This window comes from Campylobacter sp. BCW_6464 (genome assembly GCF_001762775.1).
In the GTDB taxonomy this organism is placed as follows: domain Bacteria; phylum Campylobacterota; class Campylobacteria; order Campylobacterales; family Campylobacteraceae; genus Campylobacter_D; species Campylobacter_D jejuni.
Genome location: NZ_MJXM01000059.1, coordinates 1 through 23,262 on the forward strand (window position 1 = coordinate 1; position 23,262 = coordinate 23,262).

General features: G+C 29.6%; 24 protein-coding genes. 14 read left to right on the forward strand and 10 right to left on the reverse strand.

Going from position 1 to position 23,262, the window contains the following annotated elements:
* Positions 1–83: 83 nt before the first annotated feature.
* Complete coding sequence (locus tag AJ885_RS07305) at positions 84–1,397, forward strand: Cj0814 family flagellar-dependent secreted protein (protein WP_070281007.1); 1,314 nt, start codon at positions 84–86, stop codon at positions 1,395–1,397.
* Here the strand turns inward: AJ885_RS07305 and AJ885_RS07310 are convergent.
* From AJ885_RS07310 to bamA, 7 genes are read right to left on the reverse strand one after another with little or no spacing between them, the layout of a single operon-like run.
* Positions 1,394–2,311, reverse strand: a complete 918-nt coding sequence (locus tag AJ885_RS07310) for a tRNA dihydrouridine synthase (protein ID WP_044779385.1) — start codon at positions 2,309–2,311, stop codon at positions 1,394–1,396. The genes AJ885_RS07305 and AJ885_RS07310 overlap by 4 nt on opposite strands.
* Positions 2,308–3,294 (reverse strand): hypothetical protein, encoded by a 987-nt coding sequence (locus AJ885_RS07315; RefSeq protein WP_070281008.1) that lies wholly within the window; start codon positions 3,292–3,294, stop codon positions 2,308–2,310. The genes AJ885_RS07310 and AJ885_RS07315 overlap by 4 nt, the downstream gene beginning before the upstream one ends.
* Entirely contained in the window at positions 3,284–3,646 is a 363-nt protein-coding gene (gene dksA, locus AJ885_RS07320) for a molecular chaperone DnaK suppressor DksA (protein WP_002857406.1), read from the reverse strand. Before dksA ends, AJ885_RS07315 begins: the two co-directional genes overlap by 11 nt.
* A gap of 11 nt (positions 3,647–3,657) precedes the next feature.
* A complete protein-coding gene (locus tag AJ885_RS07325; protein WP_002870404.1) occupies positions 3,658–4,107 on the reverse strand; it encodes a 23S rRNA (pseudouridine(1915)-N(3))-methyltransferase RlmH in 450 nt (149 codons plus the stop codon).
* Position 4,108: 1 nt separating this feature from the next.
* Positions 4,109–4,951: an acetyl-CoA carboxylase, carboxyltransferase subunit beta gene (gene accD, locus AJ885_RS07330; protein WP_070281010.1), complete on the reverse strand. Its 843-nt coding sequence runs from the start codon at positions 4,949–4,951 to the stop codon at positions 4,109–4,111.
* A gap of 8 nt (positions 4,952–4,959) precedes the next feature.
* The gene (locus tag AJ885_RS07335; RefSeq protein ID WP_002860954.1) at positions 4,960–5,682 is read right to left on the reverse strand and encodes an inositol monophosphatase family protein; all 723 of its coding nucleotides are present in this window, start codon (positions 5,680–5,682) and stop codon (positions 4,960–4,962) included.
* On the reverse strand, positions 5,682–7,901 hold the full coding sequence (bamA, locus tag AJ885_RS07340; RefSeq protein ID WP_070281012.1) for an outer membrane protein assembly factor BamA: 2,220 nt from the start codon (positions 7,899–7,901) through the stop codon (positions 5,682–5,684). Before bamA ends, AJ885_RS07335 begins: the two co-directional genes overlap by 1 nt.
* Positions 7,902–7,977: 76 nt before the next feature.
* Between bamA and AJ885_RS07345 the strand changes: the two genes are divergently transcribed.
* From AJ885_RS07345 to AJ885_RS07395, 12 genes are all read left to right on the forward strand, one after another.
* Positions 7,978–8,805 carry a prephenate dehydrogenase gene (locus AJ885_RS07345; protein WP_070281013.1) on the forward strand — a complete coding sequence of 276 codons (828 nt, stop codon included), beginning with the start codon at positions 7,978–7,980 and terminating at the stop codon, positions 8,803–8,805.
* A 79-nt stretch (positions 8,806–8,884) separates the two neighbouring features.
* Positions 8,885–10,258 (forward strand): M23 family metallopeptidase, encoded by a 1,374-nt coding sequence (locus tag AJ885_RS07350; protein ID WP_070248299.1) that lies wholly within the window; start codon positions 8,885–8,887, stop codon positions 10,256–10,258.
* Complete coding sequence (lpxC, locus tag AJ885_RS07355; RefSeq protein WP_070210199.1) at positions 10,258–11,142, forward strand: UDP-3-O-acyl-N-acetylglucosamine deacetylase; 885 nt, start codon at positions 10,258–10,260, stop codon at positions 11,140–11,142. Before AJ885_RS07350 ends, lpxC begins: the two co-directional genes overlap by 1 nt.
* A gap of 38 nt (positions 11,143–11,180) precedes the next feature.
* Complete coding sequence (locus tag AJ885_RS07360) at positions 11,181–11,582, forward strand: tRNA threonylcarbamoyladenosine biosynthesis protein TsaB (protein ID WP_002851789.1); 402 nt, start codon at positions 11,181–11,183, stop codon at positions 11,580–11,582.
* 8 nt (positions 11,583–11,590) lie between these two features.
* A complete protein-coding gene (gene thrB, locus AJ885_RS07365; RefSeq protein WP_070210200.1) occupies positions 11,591–12,469 on the forward strand; it encodes a homoserine kinase in 879 nt (292 codons plus the stop codon).
* 24 nt (positions 12,470–12,493) lie between these two features.
* Complete coding sequence (locus tag AJ885_RS07370) at positions 12,494–12,751, forward strand: DUF448 domain-containing protein (RefSeq protein WP_002870410.1); 258 nt, start codon at positions 12,494–12,496, stop codon at positions 12,749–12,751.
* Complete coding sequence (gene infB / locus AJ885_RS07375; RefSeq protein WP_070210201.1) at positions 12,738–15,353, forward strand: translation initiation factor IF-2; 2,616 nt, start codon at positions 12,738–12,740, stop codon at positions 15,351–15,353. Before AJ885_RS07370 ends, infB begins: the two co-directional genes overlap by 14 nt.
* Positions 15,350–15,712 carry a 30S ribosome-binding factor RbfA gene (gene rbfA, locus AJ885_RS07380; protein ID WP_002778650.1) on the forward strand — a complete coding sequence of 121 codons (363 nt, stop codon included), beginning with the start codon at positions 15,350–15,352 and terminating at the stop codon, positions 15,710–15,712. The genes infB and rbfA overlap by 4 nt, the downstream gene beginning before the upstream one ends.
* Entirely contained in the window at positions 15,702–16,124 is a 423-nt protein-coding gene (gene rimP / locus AJ885_RS07385) for a ribosome maturation factor RimP (RefSeq protein ID WP_070210202.1), read from the forward strand. Before rbfA ends, rimP begins: the two co-directional genes overlap by 11 nt.
* Positions 16,125–16,155: 31 nt before the next feature.
* On the forward strand, positions 16,156–16,575 hold the full coding sequence (locus tag AJ885_RS10700; RefSeq protein ID WP_250537493.1) for a hypothetical protein: 420 nt from the start codon (positions 16,156–16,158) through the stop codon (positions 16,573–16,575).
* On the forward strand, positions 16,562–18,196 hold the full coding sequence (locus tag AJ885_RS07390; RefSeq protein WP_284675388.1) for an McrB family protein: 1,635 nt from the start codon (positions 16,562–16,564) through the stop codon (positions 18,194–18,196). Before AJ885_RS10700 ends, AJ885_RS07390 begins: the two co-directional genes overlap by 14 nt.
* A complete protein-coding gene (locus tag AJ885_RS07395; protein WP_070210203.1) occupies positions 18,189–19,520 on the forward strand; it encodes an McrC family protein in 1,332 nt (443 codons plus the stop codon). Before AJ885_RS07390 ends, AJ885_RS07395 begins: the two co-directional genes overlap by 8 nt.
* Here the strand turns inward: AJ885_RS07395 and AJ885_RS07400 are convergent.
* From AJ885_RS07400 to AJ885_RS07410, 3 genes are read right to left on the reverse strand one after another with little or no spacing between them, the layout of a single operon-like run.
* Entirely contained in the window at positions 19,509–20,312 is an 804-nt protein-coding gene (locus tag AJ885_RS07400; RefSeq protein WP_002903408.1) for a metal ABC transporter permease, read from the reverse strand. The two genes, AJ885_RS07395 and AJ885_RS07400, sit on opposite strands and share 12 nt — an antisense overlap.
* Complete coding sequence (locus tag AJ885_RS07405) at positions 20,305–21,159, reverse strand: ABC transporter ATP-binding protein (protein ID WP_070248302.1); 855 nt, start codon at positions 21,157–21,159, stop codon at positions 20,305–20,307. The genes AJ885_RS07400 and AJ885_RS07405 overlap by 8 nt, the downstream gene beginning before the upstream one ends.
* Positions 21,160–21,171: 12 nt before the next feature.
* Positions 21,172–22,062 carry a metal ABC transporter solute-binding protein, Zn/Mn family gene (locus AJ885_RS07410; RefSeq protein WP_070281015.1) on the reverse strand — a complete coding sequence of 297 codons (891 nt, stop codon included), beginning with the start codon at positions 22,060–22,062 and terminating at the stop codon, positions 21,172–21,174.
* A 236-nt stretch (positions 22,063–22,298) separates the two neighbouring features.
* Between AJ885_RS07410 and AJ885_RS07415 the strand changes: the two genes are divergently transcribed.
* On the forward strand, positions 22,299–23,262 hold a 964-nt coding region (locus AJ885_RS07415; protein WP_214283771.1), incomplete at its 3' end, for a cache domain-containing protein.

Consider the following 23,262-nt stretch of genomic DNA (forward strand, 5'->3'; position numbering starts at 1 on the left):
CACCCCAAAACGGAACAGATCTTGCTTATATTATTTTAATATATTTAGATTGAAGGCAGAAAAATCTAAATCAAGGAATTAATATGAGTATCTTTAGCATCAATGATAACTCAAACTATAATTCTATACTTTCACAAGCAAAAGCTAATAAAGAAAGTAAAGAAAATTCTAAAATAAGTTTTGCTAATGCTTTTTTAAAACAAAATGCTAGTAAGTTAAATGAAATTCAAAATGCAAATTCACAAACTCTAGCAAGAAGTGAAGTATTAAATTCTACTAATACAACAAATACTAGCAATAACACTAATTTTAGTATAAGTAGTAAAACAAGTTCTCCTAATTATGATATATCAAGTGAATTTAAAAACTCTATTTATACTCTAAAATATAAACAAGCAGATATAAGTAATACTTCTACCAATACAGCCTATGGTTATAGTGTAGATAAAGATGGTTATATGGGAAGTGATTTTAACAAAGCCGCAGGATTACCTGAAGATTTTAAGATACATAAATCTACTTTGGATGAGATAGAGAGGAAGGCTGAAAATAACTCTTATACTTCAGATATAAAAAAATATTTAGGTATAGATAAATATTATACAAACATAGATATGGCTGAAACCATAAAACAATACTATAACCAATTTAATCAAATTGTTAATCATGCTTTTAATGATACCAATAAAACAAGTTTCACTGAAGCAGATATAAATTCTATGCCTAAGGGAATTAGTGAATTATCATCTGATAAAACTATAGGTATTATGCCGAAAAATTATGATAAGCTAACAATAACAAACTATTATAATACACAAGAGCAATATAATGAAGCAGAACAATTAGGAATGTTTGGACATATTAATATAGGCTTACAACCATTAAATTTCACTCCGCAAAGTATGCAAACTCAAAATTTAGATAAAGACACTGCAATAGATACTTTCAATCCTGATATGTCAGTTTATCCAAAAAATGAAGATGGAAGCTACTCTAAAGAAGCTTTGTTTATGAGTTTTTTAAAATCAACGGGTGTATCGCCAAGAGAAGGTAGTGCAACATTAAATCCTATAGCTAAGTCTTACGCTGAAGCTATGGCTAAAGAAAGCTTTGATGGATCATTAGCTTCCTTAGATGACATTATGACAGGCAAGGTAGATTTTGCAAGTTTATTAAAAGGCTATGCACAAGATGGTTGGCTTGACGCAGATATTTATGCAATGGAAAAAGGAGTTGCTTGGCAAAATACAAGTATAGGCTATGGTGGAGCTTGGTTTGATAATCAGTTTAATCAAGCAAAAGCTAATGGCTGGAAAGCAAGTAGTGAAAGTATAAATTCTTATGTTGGATCTATAATGGATAGATTAAATAATCTTATAGGACAAACTAGGGTTTAGAAAAAATTTTCGATTTTTTCTTGCATTATCTTAGCATCATTGATACGATTGACTTCATCTCTAAAGGCTGAAGCGTCTTTATGCCCTTTAGAATACTCGTGTAAATGCTTGCGAAATATACTTACACCTTGATCTTTGTAGTGTTTTATCATTTCATCAAAATGAGTGAGTATGATTTCTTTTTTGAGTTTTTCATCTACACTTTTACCGCTTTTGATTTCATAAAATATCCAAGGATTTCCTACGCTTGCACGCCCTATCATGAGTCCATCACATTTTGTGATTTTATAAACTTCTTTAGCGTTTTGTGCGTTAATATCGCCATTTGCAATCACAGGAATTTTCACGCTCGCTTTAGCATTGGCAATGGATTCATAATCGGCTTTTCCGCTATAAAGCTGTTTTCTTGTGCGTCCATGAATACTTACAAAATCCACCCCCAAGCTTTCACAAATTTTAGCCATTTTTTCAGGATATTTTTCATTAAATCCTAGTCGAAATTTTACACTTGTAAGGTTTTTTTTATTGTTTTCTTTAATTACTCCTACAAGATTTTTAAAAAGCTCTAAATTTTCTAGCAAAGCACTGCCAGCACATTGTTTAACAACTTTATTTACAGGGCAACCGCAATTAAAATCAATCCCATCTACAAAATCCATTTCATTTAGCATTTGCACTGCTTTTTTTAGCACTTCTTTATCTCCACCTGCAATTTGGACTATATAAGGATTTTCTAATTCAGCTCTTTCTAGCATATGTAGAGTTTTAGAACTTTCATAAACTAAAGCATTAGAACTTATCATTTCGCTTATGGTAATATCAGCACCAAATTTTTTTACTACATTACGAAAAGGCAGATCTGAAAAACCTGCCATAGGAGCTAAAAATAAAGGTTTTTTGCTAAAATCTATCATTGTATGAGTTGGTTTAGATTGATTTTGATATTTTTTTCACGCAAGGCTAAAAAGGCCTTAAAATCATTAAATTTCTTATCATCATTGCGAATTTGCTCTCTTAACTCATCTAAAAGTCCAAATTCAGCTAAAAGATATAAATGTGCTCTTAAAGCTTCGCTTTTTTCATTTTTAATTTTGTTAAAAATTCCTAAAATAGCATCAGGATTTAAAAGTTTAGTACTTAGTTTTGCTGCGTTAAGATAGTCTTTTTCGCTTAGTATATTGTGTGAAAGTAAAACTTCGTATTCTGCTGCACTAAGTTCTAAATTTCCTTCTTTAAAACGCTTGATAAGTGTGAGAACTTCAGAAGGCTTTTTAGGGATTTTTACATTTTTAATTTGTTCATAACTAGCTTTTTCTATAAGAGTATTAAAAGCAATTTCTTCAAATTCATCTTTGATTTCATTAAGGTTTTTAAGTTTGCTATAGGCATAATTTGCATCGTTTTTGAGATGATTTTTTTCATTTTGCAAATATAAAACATTGTTATTTTCGAGTTTAAATTTACTAAGGTTAAAAAATTCGTTTTTATTTAAACCATCAATAAGATCTAAAATTTCATTGATTTTATTTGAGTGTGGAATTTTTTCATGTGTTTTTAGGGTTTTAAAAAGTTGTGCCACAGCTCTAAATTCTTTTGTTTGAAAAGTGGTTTTAAGATCTTTTTCAAGGAGCAAATCTTGAGTATAAGCTTCAAATTTAGCTGTATCTTTAAAAAAATGCTTAAATTTTAAATAACGCAAAAATCCATAAAATGCTATGTGCAAAACGGCTAAAATCATATAAACAAATAAAGGAATAACAAGCCATATCATAATAGGTAGTTCAAAGGTATAAGTACTGATATTTAGAGTATAGCTTCCTAGTTCTAGATGCCAAGCAAAGGCAAAAATAAGTGCTATATAAATAAAACTTGCAAGTAAAAAGAGTTTAATTTTCATGTTTTTTTCCTTGTTCTGCAATTTGACGGCAAGTGATACAATATCTTGCGTGAGGTTTGACTTTTAGTCTTTGAGAGTCGATTTCATCATCACAAGATTCGCAAATTCCATAAGTGCCGTTTTTGATTTTATCTAAAGAATTTTCGATTTCTATAAGTTCTTCTTTGAGATTGGTGCTGATAGTAAAGTCAATTTGAGAGCCTGTTTCTATGACAGAAAAATCTACACTATCGCTTGGGACGCTATTGTGAAGAGCTTCGATTTCATTTGAATTGCTTTGCAAATTTTCTAAGATGGTTTTTTTTCTTTCTTCTAAAATATTTTTGAAATTTTGTATTTCATTTTTTTTCATTTTAAAACTTTCTATTTGTGATAAGGGTGATTGTTGTTGATGCAAAATGCACGATAAATTTGTTCTAAAAGTAAGGTTTTAACAAATTGATGTGCTAAAGTAAGTTTGCTTAATGATAGTCTAAAATCCAAACTTTGATTAAATTCTTCTCTTAAACCATAAGCACCGCCTATAAAAAAACTTAATTCATTTTTATCTTGGATGAGTTTTGCAAATTCTATACTTGTAAGTTCTTTCCCTTTTTCATCAAGAGCGATACAATAGCCTTTTTTATAAGGCATAAAAGCTTCTTCATAGCTTTTTTTTGCTTCTATGGCATTTAAATTTTGAGCTAAGGCTATTTTTTTATTAAAAACATTTATTTCTTTTAAAGTGGCGTATTTAGAAATAAGTTTAGAGTATTTCTCACTCCAAGTTTTAAATTCATCACTTTTTTGAATACAAAAGATATTAACTTGCAAATTATTTTCCACTAAAAAATTTTAGTACATCGCTAAGATATTGTTTTTGTTCTCCTCTTTCAACTATGGCATCTATAAGTCCATGTTCTAACAAGAACTCTGCTTTTTGAAAACCTTCAGGTAAATCTGTTCCTATAGTTTGTTTAATAACTCTTACACCAGCAAAACCTACTAAAGCTTCAGGTTCAGCGATGATTAAATCTCCAAGCCAAGCAAAAGAAGCACTTACTCCGCCCATAGTAGGATCAGTTAAAATGCTAATATAAGGAAGTTTTTCTTTGCTAAGAAGTTTAAGTGCGGCGCTAGTTTTACTCATTTGCATCAAAGAATAAGTACTTTCTTGCATTCTAGCTCCACCGCTTGCACTTACGATGACAAGAGGAGTTTTGCTTGTGATGGCTCTTTGTACAGCTCTAACGATTTTTTCTCCTTCAACAGAACCTAAAGATCCACCCATAAAAGAAAAATCAAATACAACAAGTTGGGTTTTTAAACCATTGATTTCACATTCTCCACTAATAACAGAACTTTTTCTACCTGTTTTACTTTCACCTTCGCTAAGGCGTTTTTTATAGGATTTGCTATCAACAAATTTTAAAGGATCTATAGCCTCTAAATTTGCATCATACTCAATAAAACTGCCTTCATCGCTTAAAAGTTTAATACGTTCATCAGCTGAAATTCTCATGTGATAATTACATTTAGGGCAAACATTAAAACAAGATTCTATTTCTTTATAATACATCAAAGCATGACAACTTTGGCATTTTATCCAGTGATTTGGAGCTTCTTTAACGCTAGGTTGTTGTCTTCTTATTTTTGAAAAAATATCTGCAAAATTCATATATTCACCTAATTATTTTTTAAAAATTCTAAGATTATATCAAAAATTTTCTTGTCTTGGCTTAGGAGAAGGAAATTTTCATTTTTTTCTATATATAAATTTTGATGAATTGTTAAAGCAGCTACTGTATCAAAAATTCGTGTTTTTCCAAGAATTAATACAAAACTAAAATACGAAGCATAAGCGAGACTTAAGGCTGTTGCGCCCAAAGAGCGAAATTTTAATTGATTTTTTGTTAAAAAATCGAGAAGTTCTGGATAAAGTGAAATTTTTTCAACTATACCTATTTTAGAAAATAGATTAGGTGTTAAGGGTGAGTATTTTGGATCGGAAAGATTAGATTTAAAAGCTTGATTGTTATTAAAAGCAAAAATTTCTTGACTGACAAGATTGCAAACAAAAGCGCTTTTTGCCTGATCTTTTTCTATGAGAGCTATAGAAGTTCCATAAAATGGTATTTTAGAAACAAAATTTGAACTTCCATCCAAAGGATCAAGAATCATTTGTTTTGGGTTATCTTTCCCGATCAAGCCACTTTCTTCAGAAAAAATTTGCCCAAAACAACTAAGATATTTTATGAAAATTTGTTCACATTTTAAGTCAAGCTCATAGCCTTGATTTTCATCATAGCCTAATTTAGAGCAAAGTTTAAGATCATTTTGTGGGATATTGTTTAGATACTTGCGTATTTGTAAATTTGCATTCAAGCAAGCATCTAAAAATTCTTTCATTAAAAGCGTGTTCCAAGATTAAATTCAAAACTGTTAGTATCATCACCTTTTTTATCATTAAGAGGTTTGGCAAATACAAGTTGTAAAGGTCCAATTGGTGTAATCCATTCAATGCCTATACCTGTACTCATTCTTTTTATTTCATCTAAATTTTTGCGTCCTATCATACCATAATCAAAAAACACGCTACCACGAAGTTTAATTCTATCAATCAAAGGAAAACTAAGTTCTACGGAATTGGCAAAAGCTATGGTTCCTCCCACTTCATCTCCCCATTGGTTTTTAGGACTTACCGTTCTGCTTTCAAAACCGCGTATCGATCTAATACCACCTAAATAAATTCTTTGGTTAATTGGTAAATAACCTTCATTCCATACTTTATAAAAGCTTGCTTTGTAGCGATAAATAAGATCATATCCTATATAGTCTTGCAAACCTTGATAAAAGTTAAATTTAGAGCTTGATGAAATAAATTCTTGATCTCCGCCAAGTCCAGCGTATTCTAAACTAGTTGAAGCAATGATACCTGATCGTGGCAGATAATAATCATCTGTATTGTTAAAGGTGATTGCTGGAGTTATAGAGCTTTTAATACTTTTGCCAAGTTCATATCCTGTTCTTAAAAGAGTTGGACTTAAGTGATAAATATCGCTTTGTTCAAGATTATAAGTTAAGCTTACATTATAGTATCTTGCAAATTGGCGTCCAACTGTTATATCAAAGCCGTAATTTTTTTCTGAATAATTATCCCATTCATAGTCATTTGAATAAAGTGTTCCACCTAGGCTATATTGACTATCAAGAACGCGTGGATTTATGAGACTAATCCTTCCTGATAAGGTATCATCGCTTTTATCTACGCTTACAGAGCTTTTTATCCCTGAACCAAAAATATTTGTATCTGATAAAGAAGCATTAAGTAAAATACCATCGCTTGATCCATAGCCAATGCCTCCAGAAATAGCTCCTGTAGAAGCTTCTTTAACATCAACAATCAAATCAATATGTGTATCGTCAACTTTTTCTTCTTTGATATTCACATCGTCAAAATAAGAAGTTCTTTTTAAAGCATTTTTTGACTCGCTTAAGTCTGTTCTATTGTATAAATTACCTTCTGTTATATATAATTCTCGGCGTATGACGCGATCTACAGTGCGTGAATTTCCTGAAATAATAACATTTCTTATATAAACTTTATCATGAGGGATTACTTTAAATACAACAGTAGCTTCTTGAGTTTGATCATTTTTTTGAATATCAGGATAGACTTCTACAAATGCATAACCTAAATCAGCACTTTGTGTTTCTATGGTTTTAACATCTTTTCTAATGTCTTCAATATTGATAGTTTTGCCAGCGCTTGATCTTAAATCTTTTACGGTTTGTGTATTTTGTTTATCATCAAATAAAGGATTTTCTATGTTTATACTTTTAATTTTATAAGGCTTTCCTTCTTTGATAAAATAAGTCAAATTTGCTTGATAAGTATCTGTGTAGGTTTTAAGATAAGGAGGAGATACTTGAACATCTAAATATCCTTTTTTCATGTACTCATCAGCAATTCTTGAACTATCATTGCTAAGCTCAAAAACTTTTAATTTTCCATCATTGCGTCCCCACATCCAACCCATAAATTCTTTTTCTTTATTGACAATTGAAGGTTCTATATCAGAATATGAAAATTTCTTGGCTCCACTTAAATGAACATTATCAATAATGATATTTTCACCACGATTTACTATAAATTCAAGCTCTAACCCATCGGTATTTTCTAAAGTCTTTTTTTTGTATTCTATAATAGTATCAAAATAACTTTTTGCTTCATAATAAGCTTTAATGCGTTCAATAGCTTCTTTTATACTTCCTTCATCAAGTAGCGTACCTCTTTTAATCCCTAAAATACTTTCAACTTGTTTTCTATCATTTGAAGCTATACCTGTTATACTAACCTTTGCTATAGTTGGTTTTTCAGTAACTATAATTTCCAAAATTCCATTGTTGTTTTCAACTGAAATATTTTCGAAATAATTTTGTTTATAAAGATTAAGAATAGCAGTGTTGATTTTTGCAGGATCTATTTCTTCTCCTATTTTAAGCCCTGTAATATTTATGGCACTTGTATTTGATAAGTGGTTTAATCCGATAAATTTAATATCCTTAATGGTTGCTGCATTGGCTATAGCAACTAAAGCACAAATACTAATAAGATGTTTTTTCATTGATTTTTTACCTAAAGCTTTATTAAAAGCTGTATAATAGCAAAAAAAATTTAACAAAAAAACTAAGGTAGAAAGTATGAAAATAGCAATTATAGGGCTTGGGCTTATGGGTGGATCTTTAGGGCTTTGTTTGAAAGAAAATAAGCTTATTTCTTGTGTTTATGGTATGGATTTAAGTAAAGAAAATGAAAAAGATGCCCTGCGATTAGGTCTTATTCATGAGCTTATAGAATTTAAAGATTTAGCTTTATGTGATATGATTTTTGTCGCAACTCCTGTTAATGCTATTATAGAAATTTTGCAAAAGTTAGTTGATTTGCCTTCTAATGTAACAATTATAGAGCTTGGAAGTACAAAAAGAAAAATTATAGAAAGTTTGCCTAAGAATTTAATCAAACAAACTCTTTTTGCTCATCCTATGATAGGAACTGAAAATTCAGGTCCAAAAGCGGCTTTTAAAGAGCTTTATAAAGATGCAGTTTGTGTTCTTTGTGATAGTGAAATAGCTGATGACTTGCATCAAAAAAGAGCAGTAGAAATTTTTTCTCATTTAGGGATGAAAATTGTTTTTATGGATAGTAAAGCCCATGATCATCATGCTGCTATTATTTCTCATTTGCCTCATGTTATAAGTTTTTCTTTGGCAAATTTTGTAATGAAAGAAGAGGATAAAAGAAATATTGTTCATTTAGCTGGAGGATCTTTTAAAGGTATGAGCAGAATTGCCAAATCATCGCCACAAATGTGGGAAAGTATTTTTTTACAAAATAAAGATAACTTATTAAGTTCTATTGATTTTTTTCAACAAGAATTAGAGAGATGTAAACAAATGATACAATTAGACAAAAATGATGAATTAAGAGAATGGATGAAACAGGCTAATACTCTAAGAGAAATTTTATAAATTTGCTAGATATTTACTGAAAATATAATAGAATTTATACTAAAAACAACAAAAACATTGAAAATTTTTAAGGAAGGTTATGGCAAAAAGAAAAGGCAAAACTTATTTATCTGTTTTAATTTTAGTTTTAATAGCAATTTTGATTTTTTTTATTTCAAGATTAAGTATTTTTGAAAAAAATCCTCCTCAAATTTTAATGCCAGATGTTGTATATACTGATCTTAAAAAACCTATTTTAGTGCATGTTAAAGATGATGAAAGTTCTATCAAAAATGTACAAATTATATTGCATAAAGACGACAATACTAGTGCAATGGTTATAGCAGATGAAAAGATTTCTAATTTAAAAGATATTACCTTACAAGTTGCTTTGCCAAAATTTGGTTACAAAGAAAATGTAAAATCTTTTGTTTTGGAGGTGATAGCTAAAGATTCTAGTTTTTGGAATTTTTTTAGTGGCAATGAAGCAAGAAAACAAATTGCGGTATTAGTAGATAATACGGCTCCAAAAATCAATATCATAAGCAATTCTTACCAAATCGATCAAGGCGGTGCTGGGGCAGTTGTTTTTAAGGCTGATGATGCTAATTTAGATAAGGTGTATATAGAAACAAATAAAGGTAAAATCTTTAAAGTTACACCTTATGTAAAAGAAGGATATTATGCGGCTTTGATTGCTTGGGATGCAAGAGATGAGGAATTTCGTGCATTTGTTATCGCTACGGATAAAGCGGGAAATATTTCAAAAGAACGTATAAGGTATTATTTTGTTAATCGTAAATATCGTGTTTCAAATATCAATCTAACGGATAAATTTTTAGATGGAAAGATTGAGAATTTAGCAAATCAATACGCTCCAAAAGATAATAATCTCAATCGTTATGAAAAATTTAAGTTTGTCAATGAAACTTTAAGAAATAGCAATGAAGAACTTATCCATGAAATCACTTCAAAAGTACCTGAGGAAAAAATTGATAATTTTGATTTGAATTTATTTTTACCTCTTAAAAATGGTATGAAAGTAGCGGATTTTGCTGATCATAGGTATTATTCTTATAATGGGCAATTTGTGAGTGATTCTTATCATATGGGGCTTGATCTAGCAAGCGTAGCACAAGCTCCTATCATAAGCAATAACACAGGCAAGGTTGTTTTTGCTGCTGAAAATGGAATTTATGGTTTAAATTTAATTGTTTATCATGGTTTTGGAGTATATAGTCTTTATGGGCACTGTTCTTCTAAAAATGTTGATTTAGATGAAATGATTAATAAACAAAGCATTATAGGTAAAACAGGAACAAGTGGTTTAGCCTTAGGTGATCATTTGCATTTTGGAGTTTTGGTTCAAGGAGTTGAAACGCGTCCTGAACAATGGCAAGATAAAAAATGGATAGAAAATAATATTTACAATGTTTTAAATGATGGTAAAAAGATAATTTTAGGAAAAAATTAATGAAACAATTAACTTTAGCAAAAACTGTCAAAGGCGTAGGTATAGGACTTCATAAGGGTGAACCTATAGAAATTATTTTAGAGCCTTTAGAAGCAAATAGTGGTATAGTATTTTTTAGAAGTGATCTTAATGCAAGCTATAAGGCAAGTCCTGAAAATGTGATCAATACTCAAATGGCAACTGTTTTAGGAGATGAAAGGGGGTTTATTTCTACAATAGAGCATTTAATGAGTGCGATTAATGCTTATGGAATCGATAATGTACGCATAGTTTTAAATGCAAATGAAGCTCCTGTTATGGATGGATCAAGTATTAGTTTTTGTATGATGCTTGATGAAGCAGGGGTAAAAGAACTTGATGCGCCTAAAAAAATTATGGTAATTAAAAAGCCTATAGAAGTAAGAGATGGTAATAAATTTGTGCGTTTAACTCCTACTAAAGAACCCCGTATTAACTATACGATTAAATTTGACAATGCTGTTATAGGTGAACAAAGTTACAATTTTGAATTCAGCAAAAAAAATTATATAGAAAACATAGCAAGAGCTAGAACTTTTGGTTTTTTAAAAGATGTTCAAGCCCTTAGGAGTATGAATTTAGCACTAGGTGGAAGTTTAGAAAATACTATAGTGGTAGATGAAAATCGTATTTTAAATCCTGAGGGTTTGCGTTTCAAAGATGAGTTTGTAAGACATAAAATTTTAGATGCAATTGGAGATTTAACCTTACTTGGATATCGTGTTTTTGGAGATTATACTTCATATGCTGGGAGTCATCATTTAAATCATTTGCTTACTAAAGAAGTTTTAAAAGATAAAGATGCTTATGAAATTGTAAGCCTTGAAAAAACAACCCAAAAAGCTTATGAAAAGGTATTTGCATAAAAACCTCTCTTTTGCTTAATGCTTTATCTAAGCCTTTAATGATCGGAATTTATCAAGATGATAAACTTATAAAAACTTATAAAAGTGAAGAAAAAGCAAGCGAATTTTTACCAAAAATTTTAGATGAATTGCTTAAAGAATATGATTTTACAAGTTTAATTTATGCTAATGGTCCAGGTTCTTATATGGGGATTAAAATTTCTTATGTAAGTTTGAGTACTTTAAGTATAGTGAAAAATATTCCTTTATTTGCGGTGAGTGCTTTTGAATTAAATGGCTATAAACCCATAAGTGCAAATAAAAACTTTTGTTTTGTATATAAGGAGGGTGAAATTTGTTTAGAGCAAAATATCCCAGCAGAGTTTTTTTTACCAAAAAATTTACAAGAGCTTAAACTAAATAATGATAATCTTCCCTTTTATTTTTTAGATGCAATTTAGGATGAAATTTGAAAATTTTAGTTCCCGCTACGAGTGCGAATTTAGGGCCAGGTTTTGATTGTTTAGGACTTAGTTTAAAGCTTTTTAATGAAACTCAAATCCAAAAATCAGGTGTTTTTAGCATTAGTATTGGAGGTGAGGGCAGTGATAATATTTTTCTTAAAAAAAACAATATATTTGTAAATATTTTTTATGAAATTTATGAAAAACTAAGCGGAAAAAAAGATAATTTTCGTTTTATTTTTCAAAATAACATTCCTCTTTCAAGAGGGTTAGGAAGCTCTTCAGCTGTGATTGTTGGAGCTATTGCCAGTGCTTATTATATGAGTGGATTTAAGGTAGAAAAAGAACGTATTTTAGATGAAGCTTTAATTTATGAAAACCATCCAGATAATATCGCTCCAGCTACTCTTGGTGGTTTTGTGTGTTCTTTGGTTGAAAAAAATAAAGTTTATAGTATCAAAAAAGAGATTGATAAAGATTTAGCTGCTGTGGTTGTGATCCCAAATTTGGCAATGAGCACGGAACAATCACGCCAAACTTTGGCTAAAAATTTAAGTTTTAATGATGCGGTTTTCAACCTTTCTCATGCTTCATTTTTAACCGCTTGTTTTTTGGAGAAAAAATATGAATTTTTAAAATTTGCAAGTCAAGATAAGCTTCATGAAATCAATCGTATGAAAAACTTACCTGAGCTTTTTGAAGTACAAAAATTTGCTTTGGAAAATAAAGCTTTAATGAGCACACTTTCAGGTTCGGGATCGAGCTTTTTTTCTTTAGCTTTCAAAGATGATGCTTTAGCTTTGGCAAAGAAAATGCAAACAAAATTTAAAGATTTTCGTGTGCAATATTTAGAATTTGATGATAATGGCTTTGAAATTTGCTAAAAAATATAAAAAAAAGATATAATTTTGAAAAAACATATACCAATTAGAATGTGCATAGTGTGTAAAAACCGCTTTGAGCAAAATATGTTATTTAGATTTAAAGTTGTTTTAGGAGATATTGTGCCTAAAGCAGAACATGGAAGAAGCGGATATTTATGTCAAAATTGTATTGAGAAAGAAGATAAAATCTTACAAAAAGCATTTTCTAAAATATGTAAAAATTTAAATACTAAAATTACTCAGCAAGGACTTAAGGAGATATTTTTAAATGGCAAAGATTAGAATTCATGAAATCGCAAAAGAATTAGGTTATGATAGTAAGGAAATTATTGAAAAGGCAAATGAATTAGGACTTGGAATTAAAACAGCATCAAATGCTGTAGAACCTGAGATTGCGGCAGCTATTTATGAGTATATACAAACAAGAGAAATTCCAGAAGCTTTTAAGAAAAATATCAAAACTCCTACGGCAAAAAAGCCTAAAAAAGAAAATATAAAAGAACAAGAAAAGCTAAATGAATCTGAAAAAAAAGAACCTAAAAAAGAAGAAAAGCTTAAACAAGAAGTTAAAAAAGAAGAATTAAAAGTTAAAAAAGAAAATGCAAAAGAGGAAGAAAAACAAGAAATTATTGATGCTCATAAGCCACAAAGCCTTGCTAGTGCAACTTTAGCCAAAAGACGCGGACTTGTTATTGTTAAAAAGAAAAAAGACGAAGAAGAAATTCAAGTTAAAAAAGAAGAAGTAAAAAATTCAAATGATATATCTATCAATAATGAAGAGCGCTTAAGTTTAAAAACTATGTTTTCAAATGCTGATGAGAGTTTAAAGAAAAAGAAAAAAGAAAAAAAATCTATTGCTGCGAGTAAAAAAGAAAGTACTGAAAAAATGAATTTTTTAGATGAACATGATTTTGGTGATATTTCTTTAGATGATGAAGATGAGGTAGTGTTACCTGATTTTAGTGTAAAAGAACAAGAAAAACCACAAAATATCAATAAAAAACAACCTAATTTTATAAGACAAGCTGTTGGAAATTCTGCGGGTTTTGGACTTGAAGGTGGAATTCAAAGAAGAAGTCGTAAAAAACCACCTAAAAAGATTGAAAAAAAGGAAGTAGAAGAAGTAAGTAGCGTTGCTATTTCTAAAGAAATTCGTGTGTATGAATTCGCTGATAAGATAGGAAAAAGCACTAGTGAAGTGATTTCAAAACTTTTCATGCTTGGAATGATGACAACAAAAAATGATTTCTTAGATGAAGATGCGATTGAAATTTTGGCTGCTGAATTTGGTATAGAGATCAATATCATTAACGAGGCTGATGAGTTTGATTATGTAAAAGACTATGAAGAAGAGATTGATGAAAAAGATTTAGTGACTAGAGCACCTGTGATTACCATCATGGGGCATGTTGATCATGGTAAAACTTCTTTGTTAGATTATATTAGAAAATCACGCGTTGCAAGTGGTGAAGCAGGGGGTATTACTCAGCACGTGGGTGCTTATATGGTAGAAAAAAATGGGCGTAAAATTACTTTTATCGATACTCCAGGTCACGAAGCTTTTACTGCTATGCGTGCAAGGGGTGCAAGTATCACTGATATTGTAATCATCGTTGTAGCTGCAGATGATGGGGTAAAACCACAAACTAAAGAAGCGATAAATCATGCTAAGGCAGCAGGTGTGCCTATTATTATTGCTATTAACAAAATGGATAAAGAAGCAGCAAATCCTGATATGGTAAAAACTCAACTCGCAGAAATGGAAATCATGCCAGTAGAATGGGGTGGATCTTATGAATTTGTAGGGGTTTCGGCTAAAACAGGAATGGGGATTGAAGATTTGCTTGAGATCGTGCTTTTACAAGCTGATATTTTAGAACTTAAAGCCAATCCAAAAAGTTTTGCTAAAGCAAGCATTATAGAAAGTTCTGTGCAAAAAGGGCGTGGTGCGGTAGCTACTATCATCGTGCAAAATGGAACACTTACTGTAGGAAGTACTGTGGTTGCAGGCGAGGCTTATGGAAAAGTGCGTGCGATGAGTGATGATCAAGGTAAAGCCTTAAAAGAAATCAAACCAGGCGAATGTGGGGTTATCGTAGGGCTTAGCGAAGTAGCAGATGCAGGTGAAATTTTAATCGCAGTAAAAACCGATAAAGAAGCAAGAGAATACGCTAATAAACGCCATGAATACAATCGCCAAAAAGAACTTAGTAAATCTACTAAAGTTAGCATTGATGAGCTTGGAGCTAAGATCAAAGAAGGTAATCTAAAAGCCTTGCCTGTTATTTTAAAAGCTGATGTACAAGGATCTTTAGAAGCCTTAAAAGCAAGTTTAGAAAAACTTAGAAATGATGAGATTAAAGTGAATATCATTCATAGCGGGGTAGGAGGGATCACACAAAGCGATATAGAGCTTGCAAGTGCGAGTGAAAACTCTATAGTGCTAGGTTTTAACATACGCCCAACAGGGGAAGTTAAAGAGCGTGCTAAGGATAAAGGCGTAGAAATTAAAACCTATAATGTGATTTATAATCTTTTAGACGATGTAAAAGCCTTGCTTGGTGGTATGATGAGTCCGATTATTTCTGAAGAGCAATTAGGACAAGCAGAGATTAGACAAGTGATCAATGTGCCAAAAATCGGACAAATTGCAGGTTGTATGGTAACTGAAGGGGTGATTAATCGTGGAGCTAAAATTCGCCTTATCCGTGATGGAGTTGTGGTTTATGAAGGAAATGTAAGCTCGCTTAAACGCTTTAAAGATGATGCTAAAGAAGTGGCAAAAGGCTATGAGTGTGGCGTAGGTATAGAAGGGTGTGATGATATGAGAGTGGGTGATTATATAGAAAGCTATAAAGAAGTAGAGGAACAAGCAAGTCTATGAATCCAAGTGAGATTAAAAAGTTACGCACTGAAAGCATCTTAAAAGAGCTGATCCCTGAAGCTTTAGCAAATTTAGATGATGAAAATTTGAAAAATTTGTGTGTAGTGGATGTAGAGTGTAAAAAAGGCAGATACGATGCTTTTGTGTATCTTGATAAGATGTTTTTTAATGTTCATGAGCAAGAAAAAATTTTATCTTCTTTAAAAAAGGCAAGTAGAGCTTTGCAAAATTACTGCATGAGTGAGCAGGGCTGGTATAGGTGTCCGAATTTTCACTTTAAATTTGATGATAGGCTTGAGTATCAAAACCATATGGATGCACTTTTTGAAAAAATAAAAAAGGATAAAAATGAATCTTGAAGCCCTTTGCAAAGAAGCAGAACTTAGCTTTTATGATGATGAGCTAGTAAGTGAAAATGGCAGAAAAATTTATAGAATTTATGTGCAAAAAGAAGGCGGGGTAAATCTTGATGATTGTGCAAGGCTTAGTGAAATTTTATCGCCTATTTTTGATGTAGAACCACCTGTAAATGGAGAGTATTTTTTAGAAGTATCTTCACCAGGACTTGAAAGAAAACTTAGTAAGATAGAACATTTTGCAAAAAGTATAGGTGAACTTGTGAAGATCGCAACCAATGAAAAAGAAAAAATCGAAGCAAAAATACTTTTTGTTGAAAATGGAAATATAATTTTAGAAAATTTAGAAATTCAAGAAAAAATCACTATAAATTTTAATGATATAAAAAAAGCTAAAACTTTTGTGCAGTGGTGATTTAAATATTTTTTGTTTTTAAGGAATTTAAATGAATACTAGTTTAAATGAAGAACAAAAGAAAAACATAGAAAATAAATTTTTAGAATTTCAAAGAATTTGGACTTTAGAAAAAGTTGAAAGTATGACTCTTGAAGAATATGCTAGTATTAAAAAAGATAATCAAGATAGGAATGATTTTACTTTTTGGATAGAAAATATAGATTTTGGAGATGCCATTAAATGGAAAATAGCTTTTCATTATCAAGATGTAAATAATATAAAAATAGTTAATATTTTTTCTAAAAATGTTTTAGATTTAATATCTTTGAATGAATTTAAAGAAAAATTAAAAACATATCAAATTTATGAAAAATTGTTAGAAAATAAAAATTTATCATTAATCAAAATGGTGGAAAATTTATCTATTCCTTTATGGTTTCAATATAGGGAAAAATATGTTTCAATATAGGGAAAAATATACAAATAAAATTTTAGATTTATTTAAAAAATATCTTGAGGATATATCAAAAGATAATGATAGCAAGCTAAAAGAAGATACTATAAAAACATATATTAAAGATATTGAAAAAATTTCTAGTTATTTAAAGAATAATAATTTATTAAATTGTAATAGTATAGATGATTTTTTATATTGCAAACAGCAAATAGAAAATAATGAAAAATTTAATAAAACAAATGATAATGTTAAAAGGCGATATATAGGTGTTTTAAATCATTATTATAATTTTTTAAATAATTATTTTAAAAAAAATAAATTAAATCCACCTTTAAATCAAATTCTTTATGGACCTCCAGGGACAGGAAAGACTTATCATACTATAGATAAAGCTTTGGAAATTTTGGGCGAAAATTTAGAAAGTAGAGATGAGAAAAAAGCAAAATTTGATGAGTATGTAAGAAAGGGACAAATAGTATTTGCTACTTTTCATCAAAGCTATGGATATGAAGAATTTGTAGAAGGTATAAAGCCTCGCATAGATAGCAAAGAAAATTCTAAAGAAATAGAATATGAAATAAAAGATGGAATTTTTAAAGATTTTTGTGATAGAGTAAATAAAAAAAATAATATTCAAGAAATTCAAAATTCTTTTTGGAAAGATTGTGAGTCATCGTCGATAAATTTCAATGGTTATAAATTTGAATACTATAAGGAAGATGGTAAAAAGGGTTTAAAACATAAAGATGAGAAATTAATTTTTCTTCAAACTTTTAATGATTTGATTAGTGAAGTTGGTTTTTCATATTCATATTATTTTACAAATAAAAACAATATAATAATAAATAAACTTCGAGGAACACTCAATAATGAAGAAACTATCAATACTTATAAAAAGCATTATGAAGCTATTTTAGATTATTTCTATGAAGAATATTTACCAAAATTATCTAATTATATAATCATCATCGATGAAATCAATCGTGGTAATGTAAGTAAGATTTTTGGTGAGCTTATAACCTTGATAGAGCCTAGTAAAAGGATAGGTGAAAAAGAAGAGTTAAAAGTGACTTTGCCTTATAGCGGTGAAAAATTTGGAGTGCCTAAAAATGTTTATATCATAGGCACTATGAATACAGCCGATAGAAGCATAACTTCTCTTGATACAGCTTTGCGAAGACGCTTTGAATTTATTGAGATGATGCCTGATGTGAGCAAATTATCTATGGATTGCGAAGGTATTAATTTACAAGAATTATTAAAAGCTATAAACACTCGTATAGAATATTTACTAGATAGAGAAAAAACCATAGGACACGCATTTTTTATAGGTGTTGAAAATTTAAATGATTTAAAAAGTATTTTTCAAAACAAAATTATCCCGCTTTTGCAAGAGTATTTTTATAATGATTATGCTTTGATTAATGCGGTTTTAAATGATAATGGTATGATTTTTGAAGATAAAAAAGATGATAAATATCTTCAAAAAATAAAAAATCTAGATAGTGTTAATAGCGAGAGAAGTATTTATAATATTGCTTCATTTGATGATAAAATTTGGGATAAAATAGAAATATATCAAGCAATTTATAATGATGAAATAGCAAATAAATTAAAAAACGAAAATGAATAGCACTTTTTCCATCATCGAACACCAAGCTTTTTCTAAAGAAGATTTAAAAGAAATTTTCAAAGAAAAGGCCGAAGGGTTTTATAAAGAGCTAGAAGATTTTGCAAAAAATAATGAAAATCTTCTAGGCTTTAAAAATAAAAATACCTTAAAAGCTAAAAATTATGTCGGCATTATACAGACTAAAAGTGGGGTTTTGGAGATCTTGCCAAAATGCACGAATTTAGATAGCTATAAAAAAGAAGATAGCTCTTCAAATCACGATAAAGAAAAACTAAAAAGATACTATGAATTAGACAATATTTCTAAAAATAATGATTTTTATGAAAAAGATTTTAAATTTAATCCCAAAAATCTTTTGATAAATATGCTAAAAACCTTAAAAAACTCCCCCTTTAAAAAATCGCAAATTTCATCTTTGCAAAGTTCTAAAATTCCTTTATTTGAAGTGTTTATCACTATGTTTTTAGATGAATTTGATAGCGTATATAAAAAAGGCTTGATGAGATCTTATCTAAGTTGCGAAGAAAATAGGGCTTTTTTAAAGGGAAAATTACTATTTAACGAGCATATCAAGCGAAATTTGATACACAAAGAAAGATTTTTTACAAGCAATGATGAGTTTGTTTTAGATATAGCACCCAATCGTTTGATAAAATCAACGCTAAATTTTTTAAAATCCAAAACAAGTTTGAATAAATTTAGACTTATAAAAGCCATGCAAATGCTTGATGAGGTAGAATTTTCTAAAAATTATGAAAAAGATTTTAGTTATAAAATTTCAAGACATTTTGATTATTATGAAAGCTTGCTTTTGTGGTGTAAAATTTTCTTAACAAATGAAAGTTTTATGCCTTATCATGGTAAAAATGAAGCTTTTGCTTTGCTTTTTCCTATGGAGAAAATTTTTGAAGATTATGTAGCTTATATGCTAAAAAAAGTAAATCCAACTCAAGATATTAAAGTTCAAAACAATGGAAAGTATTTAATCTCAAAAAATGATGAAAATTGTTTCATGTTAAAGCCTGATTTATATATAGAAAATAAAACGATCCTAGATACCAAATGGAAAATTCCAAATGATAGTGAAGATGATAAAAAACAGGGTATAGAACAAAGCGATTTGTATCAAATGTTTGCTTATGCTTGCAAATTTAAAATTTATGATATTAAACTTGTGTATCCTTTATGTGAAAAAACTCAAGATTTACAAAGAAAAATCGCAGAAAAATTTTTTGTTTTTAAGGCAAGCGAACATTTGTATTTTAAAGAACAAGGGCAAAAAGATATAAAAGTGCAAGTGTTATTCGCACCTTTACCTTTTTAAAAATTTGCCTATCAAATGCACTAAAAAACCAAAACAAGCTACAGCTATGATGCAAGCACCGCTTGAGAGATTAAGATAATAGCTAAGTATAAGTCCTAAAACACAAAAAATCATACTTAAAAAACTTGCCAAAATCATGATAAAGCCAAGTCTTTTAGTGAAATTTTCAGCAATAAAGCTTGGGATACTAAGTAAAGCCATAACCAAAATAAGCCCTACAAGGCGTATAGAAATAACTATACAAAAAGCCATAAGGGCGATTAAAAGATAATGAAAAAAACTTGTATTGATACCACGAACTTTTGCAAATTCCGCATCAAAGCTTAATGCTTCAAATTGTCTATAAAATAAAAAGATCAAAAGTACCACCACGCTATCAACCAAAGCCATAAGCCATAAATCTTGCGTTCCTACAGCCAAAATGCTCCCAAAAAGATAAGCCATTAAATCTGTGTTATAACTAGGGCTTAAATCGATTAAAATAATCCCAACAGCCATTCCAAAAGCCCAGATTACAGCGATAATACTATCACTTCTGTGTTCATAGTGTTTAGCTAAAAAAGCTACTAAAAAAGCCAAAAATAAAGTAAATATTCCCGTGCTTAATAAAATAGGTAAAGAGAAATAAAAAGCTATACCTATACCACCAAAAGCCCCATGTGTTATACCTCCAGCCATAGAAAAAAGGCGATTTATCATCACCAAAGTACCTATGATCCCACAAGCTATACTGACTAAAATCGCTCCTAGTAAAGCGTTTTGAAAAAAGGTGAAATTTAAAATTTCAAGCATTATTTTCCTTTGAAAATTTTAAACAAAAATTTTCTTTTTTAAATTCTGTTTTTTTCAAATTTCTTCTTGTAAATTCTTGTTCGCATAGTTTTTTACTATCGCAATTTTCTTCATCGCAAAAACAAGTATTTAAACTCATTTCTACATCACAAAAATGAGAGTGGTTTTCGTATAAGTGTTTTAAAAATGAACTTTTTTCTTTTTCTTTAGTGTTGGTATGCAAGAAAAGTTCTTTGTTTAAATGTGCAATTTTATCGCTATAAGCTAATACAAGGTTGATATCGTGACAAATGAGTAAAATTCCCATACCTTTTTGGTGCAAGGAGCTTAGAAGTTCAAAAATTTGTATAGCAGACTTGTTATCAACGCTTGCGGTAGGTTCATCTAAAATAAGCATCTTACATTCACTAGCTAAGGCTCTTGCGATAAAAACACGTTGTCTTTGTCCTCCGCTTAGAGAATCAATTGTTTTGTTCCAAAATTTTTCCATTCCTACGCTTCTTAAAGCTTGCATAGCTTTTTCTTTATCTTTTTTCCCATAAAAACCAAAAATTTTTTTACTTACAAGTCCCATAAGAACGATTTCAAGTACTCTTGGACAAAAATTAGGATTGGCTAGAGTGTGTTGAGGAACATAGCCTATTTCTTTTCTTTGAAGAGCTTTGAAATGGATTTCATTTTTGGATTTTAAAAGCCCTAAGATAAGTTTTACGAGTGTTGATTTTCCTGCACCATTTGGACCTATGATAGAGAGAAAGTCTTTATTGTCGTAGCTAAGATTGATGTTTTTTAAGATGATTTCATTATCATAAGCGTAGTTTAGATTAGAAATTTCAAAAAAAAGCATCAAAAAGCCTGATTATAAATCATGAGAAAAGGCATCAGCAGTTTTTAAAAGCTCGTTTTCCCAATCATAAGATAAATGATCTATTTTGTAAATTTTTGCATCACATTCTTTAGCAAGTGTTTTTGCTGCATTTTCAGGGAAACCATTTTGAACAAAAATGACTTTTAAATTTTTATCTTTCATTAGAGTGATAAGTTTTTGCAAATCTTTGCTTTTTGGTTCTTTGCCTAAAATTTCTACAGGAATTTGCGTAAGATTATAGCGTTTTGCAAAATATGTCCAAGAAGGATGATAAACTACAAAATCTCTATTTTTTAATTTTTCTAATTTTGAGGCAATTTGTAAATTTAAACTATCTAATTCTGCTAAAAATTTATCTAAATTTTGTTTATATAAATTTTTATTTTGTGGATATTTTTGAATCAAGGCGTCATAAATATTTAAAGCCATAGTTTGGACCAAAATAGGATCTAGCCAAGTATGAGGATCAAAATGCTCATGTTCGTGGTGTTCATGCTCATGAGAGTGTTCGTGTGTATCATGAGTTTGAATCAAAGCTATGTTTTTTTGCATATTTACAACTTGAAGTTTTGGAAAATTTTGTTTAAATTTATCCGTAAAAACTTTTTCAAATTCTAAGCCTATGGTGAAATAAATATCACTTTTTTCAAGTTTTTTCATAGTGCTTGGTTTAAATTCAAAATCATGCTCATTGCCATTTGGGGGCAAAATAACATTGACATCTAGAGTATTTGCAGCTATTTTTTTAACAAAAAATGCTTGAGGTGCTATACTGACACTAACTAAATTGCTGTTATTATTTTGATCTTGTTCGAAGTTTTTAGCTTGCGTGAAAGTATAAAATATCCCTAAAGACAAGATAAATAATATAATTTTTTTCAAAATATTTCCTTCGATATAAATTTTTTTAAATTATAACGATATTAAGCTTAATACATAGAATTTTCGAAGCGATATTACTTTAAATAAAAATAATAAATATAAATTAATTTAATATTTATTAAATTAATTTTTTATAACTTTTAAATTTAAGTAAAAATTTAAATTTTTTAATTTATAATTCTAAAACTTTATGTAGATATCCCTATAAAATAATATTAGAAAGGAGCGCTTAAATTATGAAAAGCGTAAAATTGAAGGTTTCACTGATTGCAAATTTAATCGCAGTAGTGTGTTTGATAATTTTAGGTGTTGTAACATTTATATTTGTAAAGCAAGCAATTTTTCATGAAGTTGTGAATGCTGAAATAAATTATGTTAAAACGGCTAAAAATTCTATGGAGTCTTTTAAGGCAAGAAATTCTTTAGCTCTTGAAAACTTGGCTAAAAGTATTTTAAAGCATCCTGTAGAACAGTTAGATAGTCAAGATGCTTTAATGCATTATGTTGGAAAAGATTTAAAGAATTTTAGAGATGTTGGAAGATTCTTAGCAGTTTACATTGCTCAACCAAATGGTGAAGTTGTTGTAAGCAATCCAGACTCTGATGCTAAAAATTTGGATTTTGGAATTTATGGAAAAGCTGATAATTATGATGCTAGAACAAGAGAATATTATATAGAAGCAGTTAAAACAAATAAACTTTATATTACCCCATCTTATATTGATGTAACTACAAATTTACCTTGCTTTACATATTCTATTCCACTTTATAAAGATGGTAAATTTATAGGAGTTTTGGCCGTAGATGTTCTTGCAGCAGATTTGCAAGCTGAATTTGAAAATTTACCAGGTAGAACTTTTGTATTTGATGAAGAAAATAAAGTATTTGTTTCTACAGACAAAGCTCTTTTACAACAAGGTTATGATATTAGTGCAATTGCAAATCTTGCAAAAACCAAGAAAGATTTTGAACCTTTTGAGTATACTAGACCAAAAGATAATAGTGAAAGATTTGCTGTGTGTGCAAAAGTTTCTGGAATTTATACTGCTTGCGTTGGAGAGCCAATAGAACAAATAGAAGCTCCAGTTTATAAAATTGCATTTATACAAACTGCGATTGTTATTTTTACAAGTATTATTAGCGTCATCCTCCTTTATTTCATCGTATCAAAATATCTCTCTCCACTTGCAGCTATCCAAA